15 protein-coding genes and 1 pseudogene are annotated in these 17941 nt (G+C 61.6%); 6 read left to right on the plus strand and 10 right to left on the minus strand.

Features of this window, described 5'->3' with window-relative positions:
• Positions 1-152 precede the first annotated feature (152 nt).
• Positions 153-860, plus strand: a complete 708-nt coding sequence (locus JFT66_RS17340; protein WP_034119865.1) for a winged helix-turn-helix domain-containing protein — start codon at positions 153-155, stop codon at positions 858-860.
• Complete coding sequence (locus tag JFT66_RS17345) at positions 861-2138, plus strand: ATP-binding protein (RefSeq protein ID WP_198859734.1); 1278 nt, start codon at positions 861-863, stop codon at positions 2136-2138. It begins immediately after the preceding gene.
• 81 nt (positions 2139-2219) lie between these two features.
• Here the strand turns inward: JFT66_RS17345 and JFT66_RS17350 are convergent, their stop codons facing one another.
• The 3 genes from JFT66_RS17350 to ampC all read right to left on the minus strand — a co-directional run bounded on the left by JFT66_RS17350 (position 2220) and on the right by ampC (position 6111).
• Complete coding sequence (locus tag JFT66_RS17350) at positions 2220-3011, minus strand: MipA/OmpV family protein (RefSeq protein WP_153839585.1); 792 nt, start codon at positions 3009-3011, stop codon at positions 2220-2222.
• Positions 3012-3028: 17 nt separating this feature from the next.
• On the minus strand, positions 3029-4852 hold the full coding sequence (locus tag JFT66_RS17355) for a serine hydrolase domain-containing protein (RefSeq protein WP_198859735.1): 1824 nt from the start codon (positions 4850-4852) through the stop codon (positions 3029-3031).
• A 116-nt stretch (positions 4853-4968) separates the two neighbouring features.
• On the minus strand, positions 4969-6111 hold the full coding sequence (gene ampC, locus JFT66_RS17360) for a class C beta-lactamase (RefSeq protein WP_198859736.1): 1143 nt from the start codon (positions 6109-6111) through the stop codon (positions 4969-4971).
• Between the two features lie 131 nt (positions 6112-6242).
• Between ampC and JFT66_RS17365 the strand changes: the two genes are divergently transcribed.
• Positions 6243-7115 carry a LysR family transcriptional regulator gene (locus JFT66_RS17365; RefSeq protein ID WP_198859737.1) on the plus strand — a complete coding sequence of 291 codons (873 nt, stop codon included), beginning with the start codon at positions 6243-6245 and terminating at the stop codon, positions 7113-7115.
• A 42-nt stretch (positions 7116-7157) separates the two neighbouring features.
• Here the strand turns inward: JFT66_RS17365 and yghX are convergent, their stop codons facing one another.
• The 3 genes from yghX to JFT66_RS17380 are packed head-to-tail and all read right to left on the minus strand — an operon-like array spanning position 7158 to position 9527.
• On the minus strand, positions 7158-8045 hold the full coding sequence (yghX, locus tag JFT66_RS17370) for a YghX family hydrolase (RefSeq protein ID WP_198859738.1): 888 nt from the start codon (positions 8043-8045) through the stop codon (positions 7158-7160).
• A 44-nt stretch (positions 8046-8089) separates the two neighbouring features.
• Positions 8090-8584, minus strand: coding sequence for a PaaI family thioesterase (locus JFT66_RS17375; RefSeq protein WP_198859739.1), 495 nt, complete (start codon positions 8582-8584; stop codon positions 8090-8092).
• Positions 8585-8636: 52 nt separating this feature from the next.
• Positions 8637-9527 (minus strand): DMT family transporter, encoded by an 891-nt coding sequence (locus JFT66_RS17380; protein WP_198859740.1) that lies wholly within the window; start codon positions 9525-9527, stop codon positions 8637-8639.
• Between the two features lie 89 nt (positions 9528-9616).
• Between JFT66_RS17380 and JFT66_RS17385 the strand changes: the two genes are divergently transcribed.
• Positions 9617-10942, plus strand: a complete 1326-nt coding sequence (locus tag JFT66_RS17385) for an aminotransferase-like domain-containing protein (RefSeq protein WP_198859741.1) — start codon at positions 9617-9619, stop codon at positions 10940-10942.
• A gap of 167 nt (positions 10943-11109) precedes the next feature.
• Here the strand turns inward: JFT66_RS17385 and JFT66_RS17390 are convergent, their stop codons facing one another.
• Positions 11110-12807, minus strand: coding sequence for an amidase (locus tag JFT66_RS17390; protein ID WP_034119856.1), 1698 nt, complete (start codon positions 12805-12807; stop codon positions 11110-11112).
• 192 nt (positions 12808-12999) lie between these two features.
• On the opposite strand from JFT66_RS17390, the pseudogene JFT66_RS17395 reads away from it, so the two are divergent.
• Positions 13000-13314 (plus strand): annotated as a pseudogene (locus JFT66_RS17395) (DUF2834 domain-containing protein).
• 130 nt (positions 13315-13444) lie between these two features.
• Here JFT66_RS17395 and JFT66_RS17400 read toward each other — a convergent pair.
• Positions 13445-14656, minus strand: coding sequence for an MFS transporter (locus JFT66_RS17400; protein WP_034119855.1), 1212 nt, complete (start codon positions 14654-14656; stop codon positions 13445-13447).
• Positions 14657-14752: 96 nt separating this feature from the next.
• Here JFT66_RS17400 and JFT66_RS17405 point away from each other — a divergent pair, with 96 nt between their 5' ends.
• A complete protein-coding gene (locus JFT66_RS17405; protein WP_153839593.1) occupies positions 14753-15574 on the plus strand; it encodes an AraC family transcriptional regulator in 822 nt (273 codons plus the stop codon).
• A gap of 15 nt (positions 15575-15589) precedes the next feature.
• On the opposite strand, the gene JFT66_RS17410 is transcribed toward JFT66_RS17405, so the two are convergent.
• Together JFT66_RS17410 and proP are read right to left on the minus strand one after the other, a co-directional pair.
• Positions 15590-16096 (minus strand): GAF domain-containing protein, encoded by a 507-nt coding sequence (locus tag JFT66_RS17410; protein WP_034119853.1) that lies wholly within the window; start codon positions 16094-16096, stop codon positions 15590-15592.
• 51 nt (positions 16097-16147) lie between these two features.
• On the minus strand, positions 16148-17650 hold the full coding sequence (proP, locus tag JFT66_RS17415; RefSeq protein ID WP_034119852.1) for a glycine betaine/L-proline transporter ProP: 1503 nt from the start codon (positions 17648-17650) through the stop codon (positions 16148-16150).
• Positions 17651-17941 lie beyond the last annotated feature (291 nt).

A 17941-nucleotide genomic window follows, 5' to 3' on the forward strand; every position in this document is an offset into this window, starting at 1 on the left:
TCCCTGTAAATGGCGTTAAAGATTGCAGCTTATTTGTTAAAAACTCTTAAAAGCATGAAGCTTCGTCGGCGCGTACTGGCCAGCTGCTTCTGTTGGCCAGCTTGCCACCTATAATGCGCACACTTCAATCCGCGCATCCACACTGAGAACTTATGGAAAACCTGGGTCTGGGCAAGGTCCTGCTCGTTGAGGACGATGAAAAGCTGGCAGGGCTGATCGCGCATTTTCTGTCGCAACATGGTTTCGAGGTGCGGGTGGTGCACCGGGGCGATAAAGCCTTGGCGGCCTTCCTGGACTTCAAGCCGAAGATGGTCGTGCTCGACCTGATGCTGCCGGGCCAGAGCGGGCTGCATGTGTGCCGCGAGATTCGCAATGTGTCGGATACGCCCATCGTGATCCTCACCGCCAAGGAGGACGACCTGGACCATATCCTCGGCCTTGAGTCCGGTGCTGACGACTACGTGATCAAGCCGATCAAGCCACCGGTGCTGCTGGCGCGCCTGCGTGCCTTGCAGCGCCGTCAAGTGCCCGAGCCCACCGTGCGCGGTGCGCTGGAGTTTGGCCGTTTGTCGATCGATCGCAGTTGCCGAGTGGTCAGCCTGGGTGGCGAGAAGATCGACCTCACTACCATGGAATTTGAATTGCTGTGGTTGCTGGCCAGCAGCTCGGGCAAGATCCTCTCCCGCGACGACATCCTCAACCGCATGCGCGGCATTGCCTTCGACGGGCTCAATCGCAGTGTCGATGTCTACATCAGCAAGTTGCGCGGCAAGCTCAATGACAACCCTCGCGAGCCGGTGTGCATCAAGACCATCTGGGGCAAGGGGTACCTGTTCAATCCGTTCGCGTGGGAGGTTTAGATGCTGCGCTTGTATCTGCGCCTCTATGTCATCCTTGCGCTCGGCCTGGCCGCGTCCATCTGGCTAGTCAACTTCGGCCTGGACGCGTATATGCCCGAGTCCAACGAGACCTATAACCGTGAAGCCCTGCGCGGCCCGGCATGGGCCCTGGTGCAACAGTTGCAACCGCTGCAGGGTGAGGCGCGCCAGGCTCGTCTGGATGAACTGCAACCGCATTATGGCTTGCGCCTGAAACTGGTACAGCGCGACGCCCAGCACCTGAACGAGCGCGAACGCAAACTCCTGGCGAGTGACCAGGTGGTGGTACGCGAGGACTTCATGAAGTTCCTGGCCCCCATCGACAACGGCCCGCAATTGCTTGAAATCAGACTGCCGGAAGAGCCCAAATGGTTGTATCTGTGGGCCTATGGCTTACTGGGCGCAGGCCTGGCCATCGTCCTGTATTTCTGGGTGCGCCCGCACTGGCGCGACCTGGAGCACATCCGCCTGGCGGCGCAACGCTTCGGTGACAACGATCTGGGTTCGCGCATCCTGCTGCCGCGTCGTTCCACCGTGCGCGAACTGGCCGGGCATTTCAACCAAATGGCCGAGCGCATTGAAAGCCTGATCGCCAACCAGCGTGAACTGACCAACGCTGTGTCCCATGAATTGCGCACGCCGATTGCGCGCTTGTCGTTCGAACTCGACCAGCTCAGGCAGCAAAGCGACCCACGCCAGTGTCGCGAGCTGATCAGCGATATGTACGCCGACCTCGGCGAGCTGGAGGAAATGGTCTCCGAGCTGTTGACCTATGCCAGCCTGGAGCGCGGCGCCACCCAGGTCACCCGTGAGAATATCGAGGCCCATAGCTGGCTTGACAGCGTGATCGGCAGCGTAGCCCTGGAAGCCGAGGCGGAAGGGGTGCAGTTGTCACTGCGCACCTGTGAAGTCGACTTTATCCAGATCGAGCCACGCTTCATGGCGCGGGCGGTGATCAACCTGCTGCGCAACGCCATTCGTTATGCCGACCGCCGCGTAGAAGTGTCGCTGGTCAAGTTCGGCAGCGGTTACGAAGTACGGGTCAATGACGATGGGCCGGGCGTGCCGTTGGAGGGGCGCACCAAGATCTTCGAACCCTTCCTGCGCCTCGACGCCAGTCGCGATCGCCGTACAGGCGGGTTTGGGTTGGGCCTGGCGTTGGTCAAGCGCGTGAGCCAGTGGCATGGCGGGCAGGTGGAAGTGCTGGATTCGGAGTGGGGCGGGGCGTCGTTTCGGATGACCTGGGCGTATGCCGAGTAACACTTTTTGAATACTGCGCAGGCTAAATGTGGGAGGGAGCAAGCCCCCTCCCACATTTTCCAATTGGGTTACCAACATTAATCAGAAGGTGTATTCCAGCGCCCCGATCACCGACGTCTGCAACCGCCGCTCCACAATCGGGCTCTTGCCCGCCTCATCCGCCAGGTATTGCACATCCAGCAGCGTCGAGAACTGCGTATGCTCGCTGATCGGCACGCTCCACACCAGGTTCATGCCATTGCTGATATTACCCGCGCCGGCCTTGTATTCCTTGAAGCGGCTGCGCGCCGCCTGGCCGGTGGTCACGCCATACCAGGTCTGCAGGTAGTCACGGTCACCGAAGTGGCTGTTGAGGCTGGCATCGACCGAGCCGAAGCGGCCTTCATACAGGTTGGTGCCCAGGCTCAACTCCAGGTGGGTGTAGGCCTTGCCGGTGTCTTTGTGGTCATCCTCTTTGAGCGCATGCTCCAGGGTGGCACCGATGATCACGCCACCCAGGTTGTAGGCGGCGCTCACGCCCACTTGCGGGCGTGATTTGATCTCGCCCATACCTTTAAGGCGTTTGGAGCCGGCATGCATGCTCTCGTTTTTATCCTTGCGTGAGCTGCTGGCGCCGACATAGGCGCTAAAGCTCAAGGCGTTGCCTTCGTAGCCCCAGCCCAGGCCCTTGTCGGTGTCGAGGAAAATCCCCCAGGGGCTGACGATTTGGCCGCCCAGCAGCGGCGCGGTCATGCGTTCGTCGCTGCCACTGTAGCGGGGCGCGTTGGCCACGCCGGCCTTGAGGCTGTATTCCCAGTCTTCGGCGAGCGCAGTGTCGGCAGCGGCGAGCAGGCATAGTGAGGTCAATGACAGGCACAGGTTTTTTGAGCGCATCAGGTTGTTCTTCCAGGTTAGAAATTCAAAGGTGTGTGGGGTGAATGCGTGCGTTTGAAGGAGTAGCCCGAAGCGCTCAGGCCGTTGACCTGGCGGCTGACGGTGTCGCCCAGGCCGTAGCCGCTGCCGGCCAGCACCGCGTGGGCATTGTCGACGGGTAGCAGGATGTAGTCGGTCAGCGGCTCGTCATGCAACTGGCCGCGTATCACCAGGAAGCCTTCTTCCAGGCGCACGCTGATACCGCTCAATGGCGCGTCGGGTTCATGGCTGTTGAGTACCTGGTAGGTGCCGATAGTGTCGGCCCAGGACGTGGACAAAGGCGGTGCCTCAATGCGCTCGCCAATGGCGATGCGTTGGCCGTGGCTACGCGCAGTCAGCATCTGCCGGCCTTGTACCGTGACCACGTCCAGCTGTACGCGGCCCAAGTCGCCCAGGTCCTTGAGCCAGAAGCCCAGGACTTTTTTCTGGGCGCGTAGCCAGCCTTGCTCGTCGCGCAACAACTCAAAGGTGTAGCCGGCCAGTTCGCCTGCCAGGTGTTCGTGGTCATCCTTGATGCGGAACACGCCCCAGGCGGTCGCGTAAAATCCCGACAGACGCTTGCGGTCGACCGCCGCTGGTACATGGCGCAGCTTGAGGCCGTGGCTGGGCGCCTGGCAGTCGTCGGCGCAGACGGCCTTGCCGGTCTGCGCCTCGAGCATCAGGCGCAAGCTTTCGGTGGACAGCGACACCACCATTTCTTCGGCATTGCTGTCGTTGGCCATGATGATCACGGCCAGTTGCTGGTCCGGCAGCAGGGTCAGTTGCGCGGCGAAATCATCACCGCCACCGCTGTGCTGATAGGTGCGCACGCCAGGCCCGACCGGCTCGTCACCGCACGGCGCGAGGAACCAGCCCAGGCCCATCTGGCAGTCGAAATCCAGGGCGTTACCGGTGTTTTGCTGGGTGAACATTGCTTCTATCGACGCGCTGTCCAGCACCTGGTTGCGTTTGTAGGTGCCTTTGGCGAACAGCATCTGCACATAGTGGCTGAGGTCCTTGGGGCTGGCCCACAAGCCGCCGGCAGCAAGGTCACGCACCTGGGCGTCGGTGCTGGCGTTGCCATTCTCATAGCCCAGGGCGCGGAAGCTCAATTGCGCGCCGGTGCCGACGAAACTGGACTGGTTCATCTGCAGGGGTTTGAACAGGCTGCTTTGCAGTTGGGCCTCGAAAGGCTTGCCGCTGCTGCGCTCAATGGCGGCACCCACCAGCGAATAGCCGAGGTTGGAGTAAGCCACCTGGGAACCCGGCAGGCTGCTCAGCCACACGCCCGATACGCGCATCGGCATCTGCCCCATGGCGTAAGTGCTGCGCAGGTCACGCAGATGTTCGCTGGGTAAGCCGGATTGATGGCTGAGCAAACGCCGCAACGTGATCGCACGATCCGCTTCGGCCTGGTCGCTATGAAAGCGTGAGCGTACGTAGAATTCGCGCAGGGTGTGCTGGATCGGCGCATCCAGCGCCAGGCGCTGTTGCTCCACCAGTTGCAGCGCCGCTGTGGTGGTGATCAGCTTGGAAATGCCGCCGGCCCGAAAGGCTGTGTTGGGCGTGACCGGCACACCCTGGGCCTTGTCGGCCAAGCCGAAGCCGCGGGCCCAGATCAACTCCTGGCCATTGACCAGGGCAATCGACAAGCCCGCCACATTTTCCCGGGCCATCTCCCGGGGAATGCGGGCTTGCAGGTAACGGATGATTGCGCCGTAATCGCCTTTTTGAATCGGCGGCGGGGCAGGCGGTTGCGAGTGGCAACCGATGCTGCTCAGCAGGCAACCCAACAACGGAATACCGCGCAATGTGCGAAACATGAAGAGCACCCGAATGGTGGTTTGGATGCTCGAATGCTAGGGCCGTAGGGGCCAACAATCTTTGAGTGCTTTGTCGGGAAACTGTCAAAGACTGTTAATTGCTGATTTTTTCGGCGTTATTGGTCCATCGCGCTCAAGATCCCATGGGCGACTTTCACCCGCTCGGCATTCGGGTAGTTCCTGTTAGCCAGAATTACCACGCCCATGTCCTTGCTCGGCACATACGCCACATACGCACCAAACCCACCGGTGGAGCCGGTCTTGTTGTACAGCACGTTGGCCGGTTGCGCCTGGGCCGGTTTCAGCCAGTTGACCTTGTGCGGCTCCATCGTCATGGCGGTGGAGTTGCCGTCAAGCAGGGCTTGCAGAGTGATGGGGTAGGGGTAGCGTTCCCAGCCCAGGCCCTGGGTCATGCCGTTGACTGTGTAGTAGCCGGCGTGGGTGGCGAAGATGGCCTGTTGCAGCGGTTGCTCCAGGGTCTGCGGGTGCATGTTCGCGATCACGTAGCGAGCCAGGTCCTGGGTGCTGGTCTTGATGCCGTAGGCTTCGCTGTCCAGGGCACCGGGGCTGACGCGTACGGGTTTTTGCTGCTTGTCATAGCCTTGGGCATATTGGCCGGCTTTGTCGCTGCGCACGCTGACGTAAGTGTTGGTCAGGCCCAGTTTGGGCAGCAGGGTTTTCTCCATGGCGACGTTGAACGGCTGGCCCAGGCTTTGCGCCGCCAGGTAGCCGAACAGGCCGATGCTGGGGTTGGAATATAGGCGTTGTTCGCCCGGGGCGTAAGTGGGTTTCCAGTGTTGGAAATAGCCGAGCATGGTTGCTGCACTGTCGGCCGCATCCGGGAACTGCAGCGGCAGGCCGCCGGGGGTATAGGTCGCCAGCTGCAGCAGGCTGATGCGATCAAACGCGCTGCCGGCCAGGGCGGGCAAGTGTTGGCTGGCCATGTCCGACAACTTGAGCTTGCCAGTGGCCTGGGCGTAACCGCCGAGGGTGGCGGTGAAGGTTTTGCTTACCGAGCCGATTTCGAACAGGGTGTCTTCGGTCACTGGGGCCTGGGTGTCCTTGGCGGCCACGCCGTAATTAAAGTATTGCACCTTGCCCTGGTTGATGACGGCCACCGACAGGCCAGGTATACCTTGCTGCTGCATCAGGGGCTTGATAGCGCTGTCCACCACCTGGCGCATATCGGCGGCGGCGATGCAACTGCCAGACCCAAGCAATAATGCGGATATCAATAGTTTTTGTAAGTTGCGCTTCATGGTGACTCGCTTCCATGTAAATGAGTAATGACGATCAGAACCTGCGCAGGCGAGGCAAATCTAGGTGGATTTCACGGCGCGGGCAAACGATGATATCTCGCACCAGCCATTAGAAAAATTTGGGGCAAGCCTTGCTGCGTTCTCATCTTCCGCTAAATGCCCTGCGTGCCTTCGAAGCCTCGGCGCGCCATTTGAGCTTTACCCGGGCGGCCATTGAGCTATGCGTGACCCAAGCGGCGGTCAGTCATCAGGTCAAAAGCCTCGAAGCGCAACTCAATGTCACGCTGTTCAAGCGCCTGCCACGGGGCCTGATGCTCACCAGCGAAGGCGAAACCCTGCTGCCGGTGCTGCGTGAAGCCTTTGATCGCATTGCCCTTACGTTGGGCCAGTTCGAAGGCGGGCATTACCGCGAGGTGCTGACGGTAGGGGCGGTCGGCACCTTCGCGGTGGGCTGGCTGTTGCCACGTCTGGCGGATTTCCACAGCCTCTACCCCTTTATTGATTTGCGCCTGTCCACCCACAACAACCGCGTGGATGTCGCCGCCGAGGGCCTGGATTACGCGATCCGCTTTGGCGCTGGCGCCTGGCACGGCACCGACGCCTGCCCGTTGCTTGAGGCTCCGTTGACAGTGCTGTGCGTGCCGCAGATTGCCGAGCAACTGCACAGCCCGGCAGACGTGTTGAAGCACACCTTGCTGCGCTCCTACCGTGCCGATGAGTGGAGCCTGTGGTTCCAGGCCGCCGGGCTGCCCACTGACACGCGGGTGCCGCGCAGTATCGTGTTCGACTCCTCGCTGGCGATGATGGAAGCCGCCCTGCAAGGCACCGGCGTGGCGCTGGCGCCGGCACTGATGTTTTCGCGGCAGTTGGAGAGCGATGTGGTTCGCCAGCCGTTCGACGTGGGGATAACGACAGGCAGTTATTGGCTGACCCGTTTGCAGTCGCGGGCTGAAACCTCGGCGATGCTGGCGTTCAAAGGGTGGTTGCAGATGTGCATTGGATAAGCATGTGGGAGGGGGCAGGCCCCTCCCACATTTAGAGTGCTGCTACGCCAGGTATTGGCGGAACCATCCCAGGGTGCGCTCCCAGGCAAGATTCGCCGCCGCTTCGTCATACCGAGGTGTCGAATCATTATGAAAACCGTGGTTGGCACCCTTGTAGATAAACGCCTCATATGTCGTACCTGCAGCTTTCAACGCCTGTTCATACGCCGGCCAACCCTCATTGATCCGCGTATCCAGCTCGCCGTAATGCAACATGATCGGCGCCTTGATTCGCGGTACGTCCTTGGCGTCGGGTTGGCGCCCGTAGAACGACACCGCCGCGCCCAGTTCCGGGTAGGCCACCGCCGCGGCATTGGTCACGCCGCCGCCATAACAGAAACCGGTGATGCCGACCTTGCCGGTGCTGCTGTCGTGGTGCATCAGCCATTCGATGGCGGCGAAGAAGTCGTTCATCAGTTTGGTCGGGTCGACAGTCTGTTGCAGCGCCACGCCTTTTTCATCATTGCCGGGGTAGCCGCCGACTGATGTCAGGCCGTCTGGGGCCAGGGCGATAAAGCCGGCTTTGGCCAGGCGCCGAGCGACGTCTTCGATATACGGGTTGAGGCCACGGTTTTCATGCGCCACCACCACGGCGGGCAGCTTGCCTGCGGCCTTGGCCGGGCGCACCAGGTAGCCGCGCACCGTGCCGTTACCCGTGGGCGAAGGGTAGGTGATGTAGTCGGCAACGATGTCCGGGTCGGTGAATTTCACCTGTTCGGCCAGGGCGTAGTTGGGGCTCAGGGCCGCCAGCAATGCCGAGGCGGTGAGGCCGCCGAGGGTGAACAGTGCGGCGCGGTCGAGAAATTCGCGACGGTTGATCTTGCCGTGTGCGTAGCCGTCGTAGAGTTCCAGCAGTTCGGGGGCAAAGTCTTTCGCGGTGAGACGGGGCATCGGTGCAGTCCTCGATCAGCGGTTGCAGTCAATGTAGACCAGGATCAAGCCTCGCGGCCATGGGCGGCAGCGGCCAGTTGCCCGGTGTCGACGCGCACGAACACCGAGTCGCCGATGGCGGTGAGTACGTCGCCGGCATACACCTCGCAGACCACGCGGCTTTTGCGCCCGACTTCGCCTTCGACCCGGGCACGCAGGGTCAGGGGCACACCCATGGGCGTGGGCTTGATGAATTTGATCCCCAGGTTGCCGGTGACGCAGTCGATGCGCGGCAGGCTGCCGGGCTCACGTTGCTCGGCACGGTAGTGGTAGGCCATGGCGGTCCAGTTGGAATGACAGTCCACCAGCATGGCGATCAGGCCACCGTAGACCAGGTCGGGCCAGCCGCTGTATTTGGCCTCGGGTTGATGCTCGGCGATCACGTGCACGCCGTCCTCGGCCCAGTGGCTCTTGATGTGCAGGCCATGGGGGTTGCTGCTGCCGCAGCCGTAGCAGACGCCTTCCGGCGCGGTGGTGTCCTGGAGAGAAGCGCTGTGCATGCAGAGTCCTTGTTGTTCTTGGGGGCGACGCCTCTGTTTAGCAGGCCACGCGTTAGCGAGCAAATTTCTTCGCTCCGGCCACGCAGCCGATCACCGCGACTGTCACCAATAGCATGCCCAGGCTGACCTGCTCATGCAGCAAGCCCGCCGCTAGCGCCAGGCCGAAGAAAGGTTGCAGCAACTGCAACTGACCGACCGCAGCAATGCCGCCCTGGGCCAGGCCGCGGTACCAGAACACAAAGCCGATCAGCATGCTGAACAGCGCCACATAGCCCAGGCTCAGCCACGCCGGCAGGCTGATACCGCTGAAGGTCGAAGGCGCCAGCAACAGGCTCAGCGGCGCCGCCACCGGCAGCGACACCACCAACGCCCAACAGATCACCTGCCAGCCGCCCAGGCTGCGCGACAGCTTGGCGCCTTCGGCATAACCCAGGCCGCACACCAGCACTGCCAACAGCATCAGTAAGTCGCCCACGGGAGCGGCGCTCAGGCCCTGGGCAAAGGCATAACCCATCACCAACAGACTGCCGAGGATCGAAAACAACCAGAACACCGGCCTGGGCCGCTCACCCCCACGCAGCACGCCAAATACCGCCGTGGCCAGCGGCAGCAGGCCGATGAAGACGATGGAGTGGGCCGAGGTCACGTATTGCAACGCCAGGGCGGTCAGCAGCGGGAAGCCGATCACCACGCCGAGGGCGACGATGACCAGCGGTGCCCATTGCTGGCGTTCCGGGCGTTTTTCCTTGAACAGCCACAACAGACACACGCCCAGCACGGCGGCGAGAGTGGCGCGGAGCATGGTCAGGAACACCGGGTCGAATTCCATCACCGCCAGGCGCGTGGCCGGCAGCGAGCCGCTGAAAATCACCACGCCGATAAAACCGTTGATCCAACCCTGGGTGCGAATGTCCAGAGTGCCGAGGGGGGAAGTACGTTCCATGAGGGCCTGTCCGAAAAAAGGGAGTTGCGTGTCGGCCATCCTAGGATCGAAGATTAGGACAATCAAAAAATTGTCATGGATACATGCCTATGCCCCGTGCCCGTTACAAGTCGCTGGTCGATACCTTCGCCGAGGCCATCCGCAGCGGCCAGATGCCGCCCGGCACGCGGCTACCCACCCATCGGCAATTGGCCGCAGAACATGGTCTGGCCCTGGTCACTGCCAGCCGGGTGTACAGCGAATTGGAAGCCATGGGCCTGGTCAGCGGCGAGACCGGTCGCGGTACCTTTGTGCGCGAGATTGCCTTGCCGCCGGGGCAGGGCAGTGGGCAAATGACCGTTGCGGCAGGCCTGCTCGACCTGAATTTCAACTACCCGTCTTTACCTGGCCAGGCCGAGCTGTTGCGCACGGCGCTGCGCCAGTTGGCCCTGTCCGGCGACCTGGAGGCGCTGCTGCGTTACCAGCCCCATGCCGGGCGTGTGCATGAACGCGCCGCTGTGGCCCGGCACTTGTTGAGCCGAGGCCTGGCGGTGGACGCCGAGCAGGTGCTGGTGGTCAGCGGCGCCCAACATGGGCTGGCGGTGACCCTGATGGCGTTGCTCAAGCCTGGGGATGTGATCGCGGTGGATGCGCTGACCTATTCGGGCTTCAAGGTGCTGGCGCAAACCCTGCACCTGGAAATCGTCGCCATCCCCGTCACTGCCAGCGGCCCGGACCTGGAGCACCTGCACAGCCTGTGTCGCAGACGCCCGGTGCGTGCGGTGTACAGCATGCCGACCCTGCATAATCCGTTGGGCTGGGTGCTGAGCCTGGAGCAGCGCGAGCGCTTGGTGGCGATTGCCCGGGAGCACAACCTGATGATCATCGAGGATGGCGCCTATGCGTTTCTCGCCGAAGATGCCCCCGTGCCGGTAGCGACCCTGGCACCAGAGCGCACGGTGTATGTCGGCGGGCTGTCCAAAAGTGTCGCCACCGGTTTGCGCGTGGGCTTTATCGCCGCGCCTTCGGCCTGGGTCAGCGGGTTGGAGCGCACGATCATGGCCACCACCTGGAATGTTCCGGGAGTGATGAGCGCGATTGCGGTGGCCTGGATTGAGGATGGTACGGTGGCGCAACTGGAGGCGCAAAAACGTGCGGATGCCCAGGCCCGCCAGGCATTGGCGGCGCAGGTGCTGACGGGCGTGAGGTATATCAGCCATCCGTGCTCATATTTCCTGTGGCTGCCTCTGGCGGAAGACGCCCGCGCTGATCAGGTCGCCATGACCTTGCAGCGCGACGGCATATCCGTGTCCACCGCCGAACCGTTCGCCGTCTCGGCCCAAGTGCCCCACGCACTGCGCGTCGCCCTAGGTTCGGTGCCGATGGCGCAGTTGCGTGAGGCCCTGGTGAAAGTGCGCACGGTGGTGGCGTGGTGAGCGATCCTCAGTACGTGTAAGCCAGACGCCCGATCAGCAGCCACCTGAGCCACGGTGCGTGATTGGAAATACAGCAAAATGTGGGAGGGGGCTTGCCCCCGATTGCTGAGTGTCAGTCAACCCATTATTGGCTGATATACCGGCCCCCTCCCACATTCGAGTTGCGTTTAGCCTGGCGTCCGCGGCGGAATCATACGTTTGCTGCCGGTGGCTTCAAACGCTGCAGCAAAGCGCAGCAGCGCCGAATCATCATAGGCACGCCCGGCAAAAGTCAGCCCCACCGGCATACCGATATCCGCCATCACACCCATCGGCACGGTGACAGTGGGCACGCCCAGGTGACGAATCGCGAGATTGCCGTTCGCCACCCACACGCCATTGCTCCAGGCGATATCGGCGGACGCTTCGTTCACATCGGCATCGGCCGGGCCCACATCGGCCACGGTAGGGAACAGCACGGCGTCGAGGCCGAGGTTGTCCATCCAGTCTTCCAGGTCGATACGTCGGGTTTGCTCAAGGCCGCGCAGGCCATCGGGCACGGTGCTGATCTGGTCCCACGGGGTGATCCCGCGTTGGGCCATGCGCACGTATTCGTCCATGCCGGCGGCCAGGTCGTCTTCACGGTTGGGCAGGGTGCCGGGGTCGTGGGGGAAGATCTTCGGTCCGTCCACATCTGCCAGGCGGTTCAGGCTCGGGTCGCCATTGGCGCGCAGGAAATCATCGAAGGCCCAGGCCGACAGTTCCCACAGTTCGTCGTGCAGGAACTCCTTGGAGACCAGGCCACGGGTAAACACCGTCGGCGCGCCGGGGCGGTCGCCTTCGCAGTTGGACACCAGTGGGAAATCCACTTCGATCACTTCTGCCCCGGCTGCTTCCAGCGCCTGGCGGGCGGCTTGCCACAGTTCGATCACCGTGGCACGGGTGTGGATCTTTTGCCCGGTCGGGCCGCCGATCCCGGGTTTTTCGCTGGTGCCAGCATCGGGGTCGGCATTGATGTACATGCGCGGCACGCCGAAGCGCTTGCCGGCCAGGCTGTCGCTGCTGACCGCCAGGGTGGCGTACGACGCCGGGCGCACCGAGGTGACGCTGGGGATCGGCACCCAGGGCTGCAGGCGCCACAGGTCGCCACGCGTGTCGGGGTCTTCGGCAACCACCACATCGAGCACTTCGAGCAGGTCGGCCATGGTGCGCGCATAGGGCACCACCACGTCCATGGTTGGCGTCAATGGCCAGTTGCCGCGTACCGAAATCACGCCCCGGGACGGTGTGTAGGCACACAGGCCATTGTTGGACGCCGGGCCGCGGCCGCTCGACCAGGTTTCTTCAGCCAGGCCAAACGCCGCAAAGCTGGCGGCGGTGGCGGTGCCGGCGCCGTTGGAGGAGCCGGAGGCAAACGGCGCCGTGAGGTAGTCGGCGTTGTACGGGCTTTCGGCGCGGCCATACACGCCACGCTGCATGCCGCCATTGGCCATCGGCGGCATGTTGGTCTTGCCCAGGCAGATGGCGCCGCCGGCCCGCAGGCGTTCAATGGTGAAGGCATCCCGCTGGGCGACCAGCTTGGCAAACGCGGGGCTGCCGGATGCAGCGGTCAGGCCCTTGACCAGGTAACTGTCCTTGGCGGTGTAGGGAATACCATCCAGCGGCCCCAGGGTTTCACCCTTGGCACGGCGCGCATCGGACGCCTCGGCTTCTTTCAGGGCGTCGGGGTTGCGCACCACCACGGCGTTCAACGCGGTGGCGGTGTGCGGGCCATCGTAGGCGTCGATCCGCGCCAGGTACGCCTGGACCAGTTCAACCGCCGTGGTCTGGCCGGCTTCAAGCGCAGCGCGCAATTGGGCAATGGAGACTTCAGTAACTTGCATCACGTTTTTTTCGCCGCCTTCAAGTGGGGGTATGGCGGCAGTCTACGTACAGATATTTCACAAAACCAGCGCGGCATAGTTCGCGTAGGCGGCACGCATGATCTGCCCGATGAAGACGGCAATGGGATTGCGAGAGGGAGGCCCTTATCGCTAAGGTGGCCGCGATGATTTCCATCGCATTTCAAGGAAGAACCCATGCGCAGACCCTATATTGCCCTGGCCGCATTGCTGGGATTTACCCTGTACACCGTGGCGACGATGCTCACCGCCGAGCAGTCACTCTTGGCGTTTGGACGAGAACTGATGTCGCGGCCCGATACCGCCCAGGTGGTGATTGACCTGTATTTGATGGCGGTGCTGGCGTGTGTGTAGATGTACCGCGATGCGCGCGGGCGAGGGCGGTCGCTGGCCTCGGTGTTGCCATACTTTTTGCTGACGGCGGTGTTTGTGTCGATGGGGCCGTTGCTCTATATCGTGGTCAATGGGTTTTCCCGTCGGCCATGCAACTGAGCTGGTAAAGAATCGCCCGCAGTGTGGCGGTTTGTTATGACCTGTAGTGGAACTTACTATGTGGGAGGGGGCCCCCTCCCACAATTGGATCGCGGCGTATCATTTACCTGCTTTTGGGTACACCCAGCAATCAAACACCCTTGGTCGACGGCAACAGTACCGTCAGGATGCCCACCAGCGGCAGGAACGAGCACAGCTTGTAGACGTACTCGATCCCGTGGTTGTCGGCGAGCATACCGAGCAGCGCTGCACCAATTCCGCTGAAACCGAACATCAGGCCAAAGAATATCCCGGCGATCATGCCCACATTGCCGGGCACCAATTCCTGGGCAAACACCACGATGGCCGAGAACGCCGAGGCGATGATAAAGCCGATGACGACGCTGAGTACGGCGGTCCAGAACAGGTCGACGTAGGGCAGGGCGAGGGTGAACGGCGCGGCACCGAGGATGGAGAACCAGATGACTTTCTTGCGGCCGATCTTGTCGCCGATCGGGCCACCGGCGAAGGTGCCGACCGCCACCGCGCCGAGGAACAGGAACAGGTACATCTGCGAACTGGCAACCGACAACTGGAACTTTTCAATCAGGTAGAAGGTGAAGTAGCTGGTAAGGCTGGTCATGTACCAATATTTGGAGAACACCAACACGGCCAGCACCACCAGGGCAAAGGTCACGCGGCCTTTGGACAAGCCATGGGTCGCCTGGCTGCCTTGCTTGAGCTTGAACAGGTTGAGGTGGTGGCGGTACCAGCGGCTCAAGCCGTACAGCACCAGGATCGCGAACACCGCAAACAGGCCGAACCAGGCGATATGGCTTTGGCCGTAGGGAATGATGATCGCCGCCGCCAGCAACGGGCCGAAGGCGCTGCCGGTGTTGCCGCCGACCTGGAAGGTGGATTGCGCCAGGCCGTAGCGGCCACCGGAGGCCAGGCGTGCGACGCGAGAGGTTTCCGGGTGGAAGGTCGACGAACCGACACCCACCAGCCCCGCCGCGAGCAAAATCGCCGGGAAGCTGCCGACAAACGCCAGCATCAAAATACCGATCAAGGTGCACACCATGCCCGCCGGCAGCAGCCAGGGCTTGGGGTGACGGTCGGTGTGGTAGCCGATCCAGGGTTGCAGCAAGGACGCGGTCAGCTGGAAGGTCAGGGTGATCAGGCCGACCTGGGTGAAGCTCAGGCCGTAGTTGGCCTTGAGCATGGGGTAGATCGACGGCAGCACGGCCTGGATCAGGTCATTGATCATATGCGCCAGGGCGCAGGCGCCAAGGACGCGCATAACCAAGGGGCTTATCTGGGGCGTCGTGGTGGCAGCGGCGGGTGTCGCGGTGAGACTCGACATGCAGGCATTCCATACAAGGCAGCAAACAGGGGCAGACAGTACTTTAGCTGGCAGCCATTTCTAATTGTTTCGAAAGCTATGCTAAATTCGAAGAAAATGCCTGTCTCGCGAAATTCGGGCATAAACCATCTCAAAAAGGGCGAAACAATCAAATCCCTCGACAAATTTCTCCAGGAGATCGATGAAGGTGATTGGGCCGTCATCAGCTCGGCCACCGATTATCCCGAAAACTGGGTGATCCCCGAGCACAGCCACAACAAGCATCAGCTGCTCTATGCCATTGGCGGGGTGATGGTGGTGTATTCGGCCCTGAATCAATGGACGGTACCACCCAACCGTGGCTTTTGGATGCCTTGCGGACAAGTCCATTCGCTGCGCTGCGTGGGCACATTGAAAATGCGCAGCGTGTTCGTGCGCCCGGACAGTTTCCCAAACCTGCCAGCCGAGCCAAAGACGGTGACGGTCTCGCCGTTGTTGAGCGAGCTGATCAAGGCATCGGTCAGTTTGAAGCCGCCCTATGCCGAGGACTCACGCGACGCCCGGATCATGCATCTGATCCTCGACGAACTGGCCAACCTCCCAGCCTTGCCGCTGTCTTTGCCACAGCCTGCCGACCCACGCCTGAGCCAGATCTGCCTGGCGCTGCAGAACGAACCTGGGGATGCCTCCACCGTTGCGCACTGGAGTGCGCGCTTGGGCCTTGATCAAACCACCATCCAGCGCCTGTTTCGCAAGGAAACCGGGATGACCTTCGGCCAATGGCGCCAGCAGGCACGGCTGCTGCTGGCGCTGGAGCGCATTGCGGTGGGGGAGAAGATCATCGATGTGGCGTTTGAACTGGGGTATGAAAGCCCGAGTGCGTTTACCAGCATGTTCAAGAAACAGTTTGGCAGGACGCCGAGTCAGTTTTTCCGATAACGCAGGCGATCGTTGCTATTGCTCAGTCGCGGTCAGGTTAGCGTAGAAAATGCAGCCAATCAGCCGCGCAAACAGACTCAGGGTCTCGGGCAGGTTGGGATCATCGAACAGCATTGCCCGCGAGTCCAGCGCACACAGCGCACCGAACAGACGCCCATCGGGCAGAAAGATCGGCGCGCCGGCATAGCTTTCGATGGCGTATTGCTTGACCACCGGGCGCGCGGCAAAGCGGCCGTTCTGGCTGATCTGCGGGATGAACAGCGTCTGGGGGTTGATGCAGAATTCACTGCACAGGGTAGTTTCGAGGTCGAGGACGTCATCGACATGAATGCCCATGTCAAAGGTGTCGTGTACGGAGCAGACGATCCATTCCAGGTCAGTAAACTTGGCGATGCCGGCAAAGCGCATTCCGGTCAGGCGGGTCACCAGTTGCAGGATGCTGGTGGTGGCTTCTATTTCGGCAATGGCAGCGCGTTCATCGGCGCTGAGTAATGAGTGTGCTGCGGTGACGCTTGGAATCATGCTTGAGCACTCCAATGGCGTGACGGCCAGGCCGCCACGCCGAGCCAAGTATTAGTTAATCCGAGGGTGCTGCTGCACCAGGTTCTGGCGCTTGGCTTCCAGTTCGGCAATCTGGGCGTCGATGTCTTCGATCTTCTGCTCGATATTATCGTGGTGCTCTTGCAGGATCTCCTTGGCCTCTTCCATGTCCGACGCTGCCGGCGCCGCGCCGCGCAGGGGCTTGTTGGCGGTTTCCTTCATGGTCAGGCCGGTGACCAGGCCAACCACGGCAAACACCATCAGGTAGTAGGCGGGCATGTACAGGTCGTTGGTGCTTTCCACTAGCCAGGCCACGGCGGTAGGGGTAAGGCCGGCGATCAATACCGAGACGTTGAACGCACTGGCCAACGCGCTGTAACGCAAGTGCGTGGGGAACATGGCCGGCAGTGTGGAAGCCATCACACCGATAAAGAAGTTCAGCACGATGGCCAGGATCAACAGGCCGCTGAAGATCAGCCCGATCTTGCCGCTGGTGATCAGCATGAAGGCCGGTATCGACAGGAACAACAGGCCGATGCTGCCGGCGATGATGAACGGCTTGCGGCCGATCTTGTCGCTGATAAAGCCAATGAACGGCTGCACGAACAACATGCCGACCATGATCGCGATGATGATCAGCACGCCGCTGTTTTCTTTGTAATGCAGGTTATGCGACAGGTAGCTGGGCATGTACGTCAGCAGCATGTAGTACGTCACGTTGGTGGCTGCGACGATACCGATGCAGGTCAACAGGCTGCGCCAGTGCTGGGTGGCAACTTCCTTGAACGACACTTTCGGGCCGTGAGTCAGGCCCTGGCGGTCACCCTGTTCCATCTTGTCCATGTGCTGCTGGAACGCCGGGGTTTCTTCCAGCGCGTGGCGCAGGTAGAGCCCGATGATGCCCAGCGGCAGGGCAAGGAAGAACGGCAGGCGCCAGCCCCAGGCTTCGAACTCCGCCTCGCCAAGCACAGTGGAAATCAACACCACCACACCGGCGCCGAGGACGAAACCGGCGATGGAACCGAAGTCCAGCCAACTGCCGAGGAATCCGCGTTTGCGGTCCGGGGCGTATTCGGCGACGAAGATGGACGCGCCGGTGTATTCCCCGCCTACCGAGAAACCTTGGGCCATTTTGCACAGCAGCAACAGGATCGGTGCCCAGATACCAATGGAGGCATAGCCGGGGATCAGGCCGATAGCGAACGTGCTCAGGGACATGATCACAATGGTGGCGGCGAGGACTTTCTGTCGCCCGTACTTATCGCCCAAAGCGCCGAAGAACAGGCCGCCCAGTGGGCGAATCAGGAAGGGCACCGAGAAGGTGCCCAGCGCAGCAATCATTTGTACGCTGGGGGAGGCGTCCGGGAAGAACACTTTGCCGAGTACATAGGCGACAAACCCGTAGACGCCGAAGTCGAACCATTCCATGGCGTTACCCAGCGCGGCGGCGGTGATCGCCTTGCGCACCTTGGCATCGTCGACGATGGTGATGTCTTTCAAACCGATAGGTTTGACACGTTTCTTACGTAATATCATGCGGGTCACTCTAAAGCTGAACAGGGGAGGTGCCATCGCGGCGATGGCACCACTCTGTCAGTTCAGATACAAGTGGACACGAAATAATTCACCCCTCTGTGGATTTTTTCTCGCAGCGGGTAGAAATGCTCGGCTCCGGGTACCTGGGATTGCACTGGCGATACAGTTCAAATGTGGGAGTTGTCGAGCCTTGGCAAGGCTACGAAGGCGGCGGCACTGCTGGCATTTATGTTGCCTGACCCACCGCCTTCGCGGCCTCGCTAAAGCTCGACGGCTCCCACAGGGATCGTC

This window comes from Pseudomonas sp. MF6755 (genome assembly GCF_016405635.1).
GTDB lineage: Bacteria > Pseudomonadota > Gammaproteobacteria > Pseudomonadales > Pseudomonadaceae > Aquipseudomonas > Aquipseudomonas haemolytica.

Coding starts and splice junctions, on each gene's coding strand:
- JFT66_RS17340 (WP_034119865.1), top strand. CDS start 153: ATGGAAAACCTGGGTCTGGGCAAGGTCCTGCTCGTTGAGGACGATGAA.
- JFT66_RS17345 (WP_198859734.1), top strand. CDS start 861: ATGCTGCGCTTGTATCTGCGCCTCTATGTCATCCTTGCGCTCGGCCTG.
- JFT66_RS17350 (WP_153839585.1), bottom strand. CDS start 3,011: ATGCGCTCAAAAAACCTGTGCCTGTCATTGACCTCACTATGCCTGCTC.
- JFT66_RS17355 (WP_198859735.1), bottom strand. CDS start 4,852: ATGTTTCGCACATTGCGCGGTATTCCGTTGTTGGGTTGCCTGCTGAGC.
- ampC (WP_198859736.1), bottom strand. CDS start 6,111: ATGAAGCGCAACTTACAAAAACTATTGATATCCGCATTATTGCTTGGG.
- yghX (WP_198859738.1), bottom strand. CDS start 8,045: ATGCCCCGTCTCACCGCGAAAGACTTTGCCCCCGAACTGCTGGAACTC.
- JFT66_RS17375 (WP_198859739.1), bottom strand. CDS start 8,584: ATGCACAGCGCTTCTCTCCAGGACACCACCGCGCCGGAAGGCGTCTGC.
- JFT66_RS17380 (WP_198859740.1), bottom strand. CDS start 9,527: ATGGAACGTACTTCCCCCCTCGGCACTCTGGACATTCGCACCCAGGGT.
- JFT66_RS17385 (WP_198859741.1), top strand. CDS start 9,617: ATGCCCCGTGCCCGTTACAAGTCGCTGGTCGATACCTTCGCCGAGGCC.
- JFT66_RS17400 (WP_034119855.1), bottom strand. CDS start 14,656: ATGTCGAGTCTCACCGCGACACCCGCCGCTGCCACCACGACGCCCCAG.
- JFT66_RS17405 (WP_153839593.1), top strand. CDS start 14,753: ATGCCTGTCTCGCGAAATTCGGGCATAAACCATCTCAAAAAGGGCGAA.
- JFT66_RS17410 (WP_034119853.1), bottom strand. CDS start 16,096: ATGATTCCAAGCGTCACCGCAGCACACTCATTACTCAGCGCCGATGAA.
- proP (WP_034119852.1), bottom strand. CDS start 17,650: ATGATATTACGTAAGAAACGTGTCAAACCTATCGGTTTGAAAGACATC.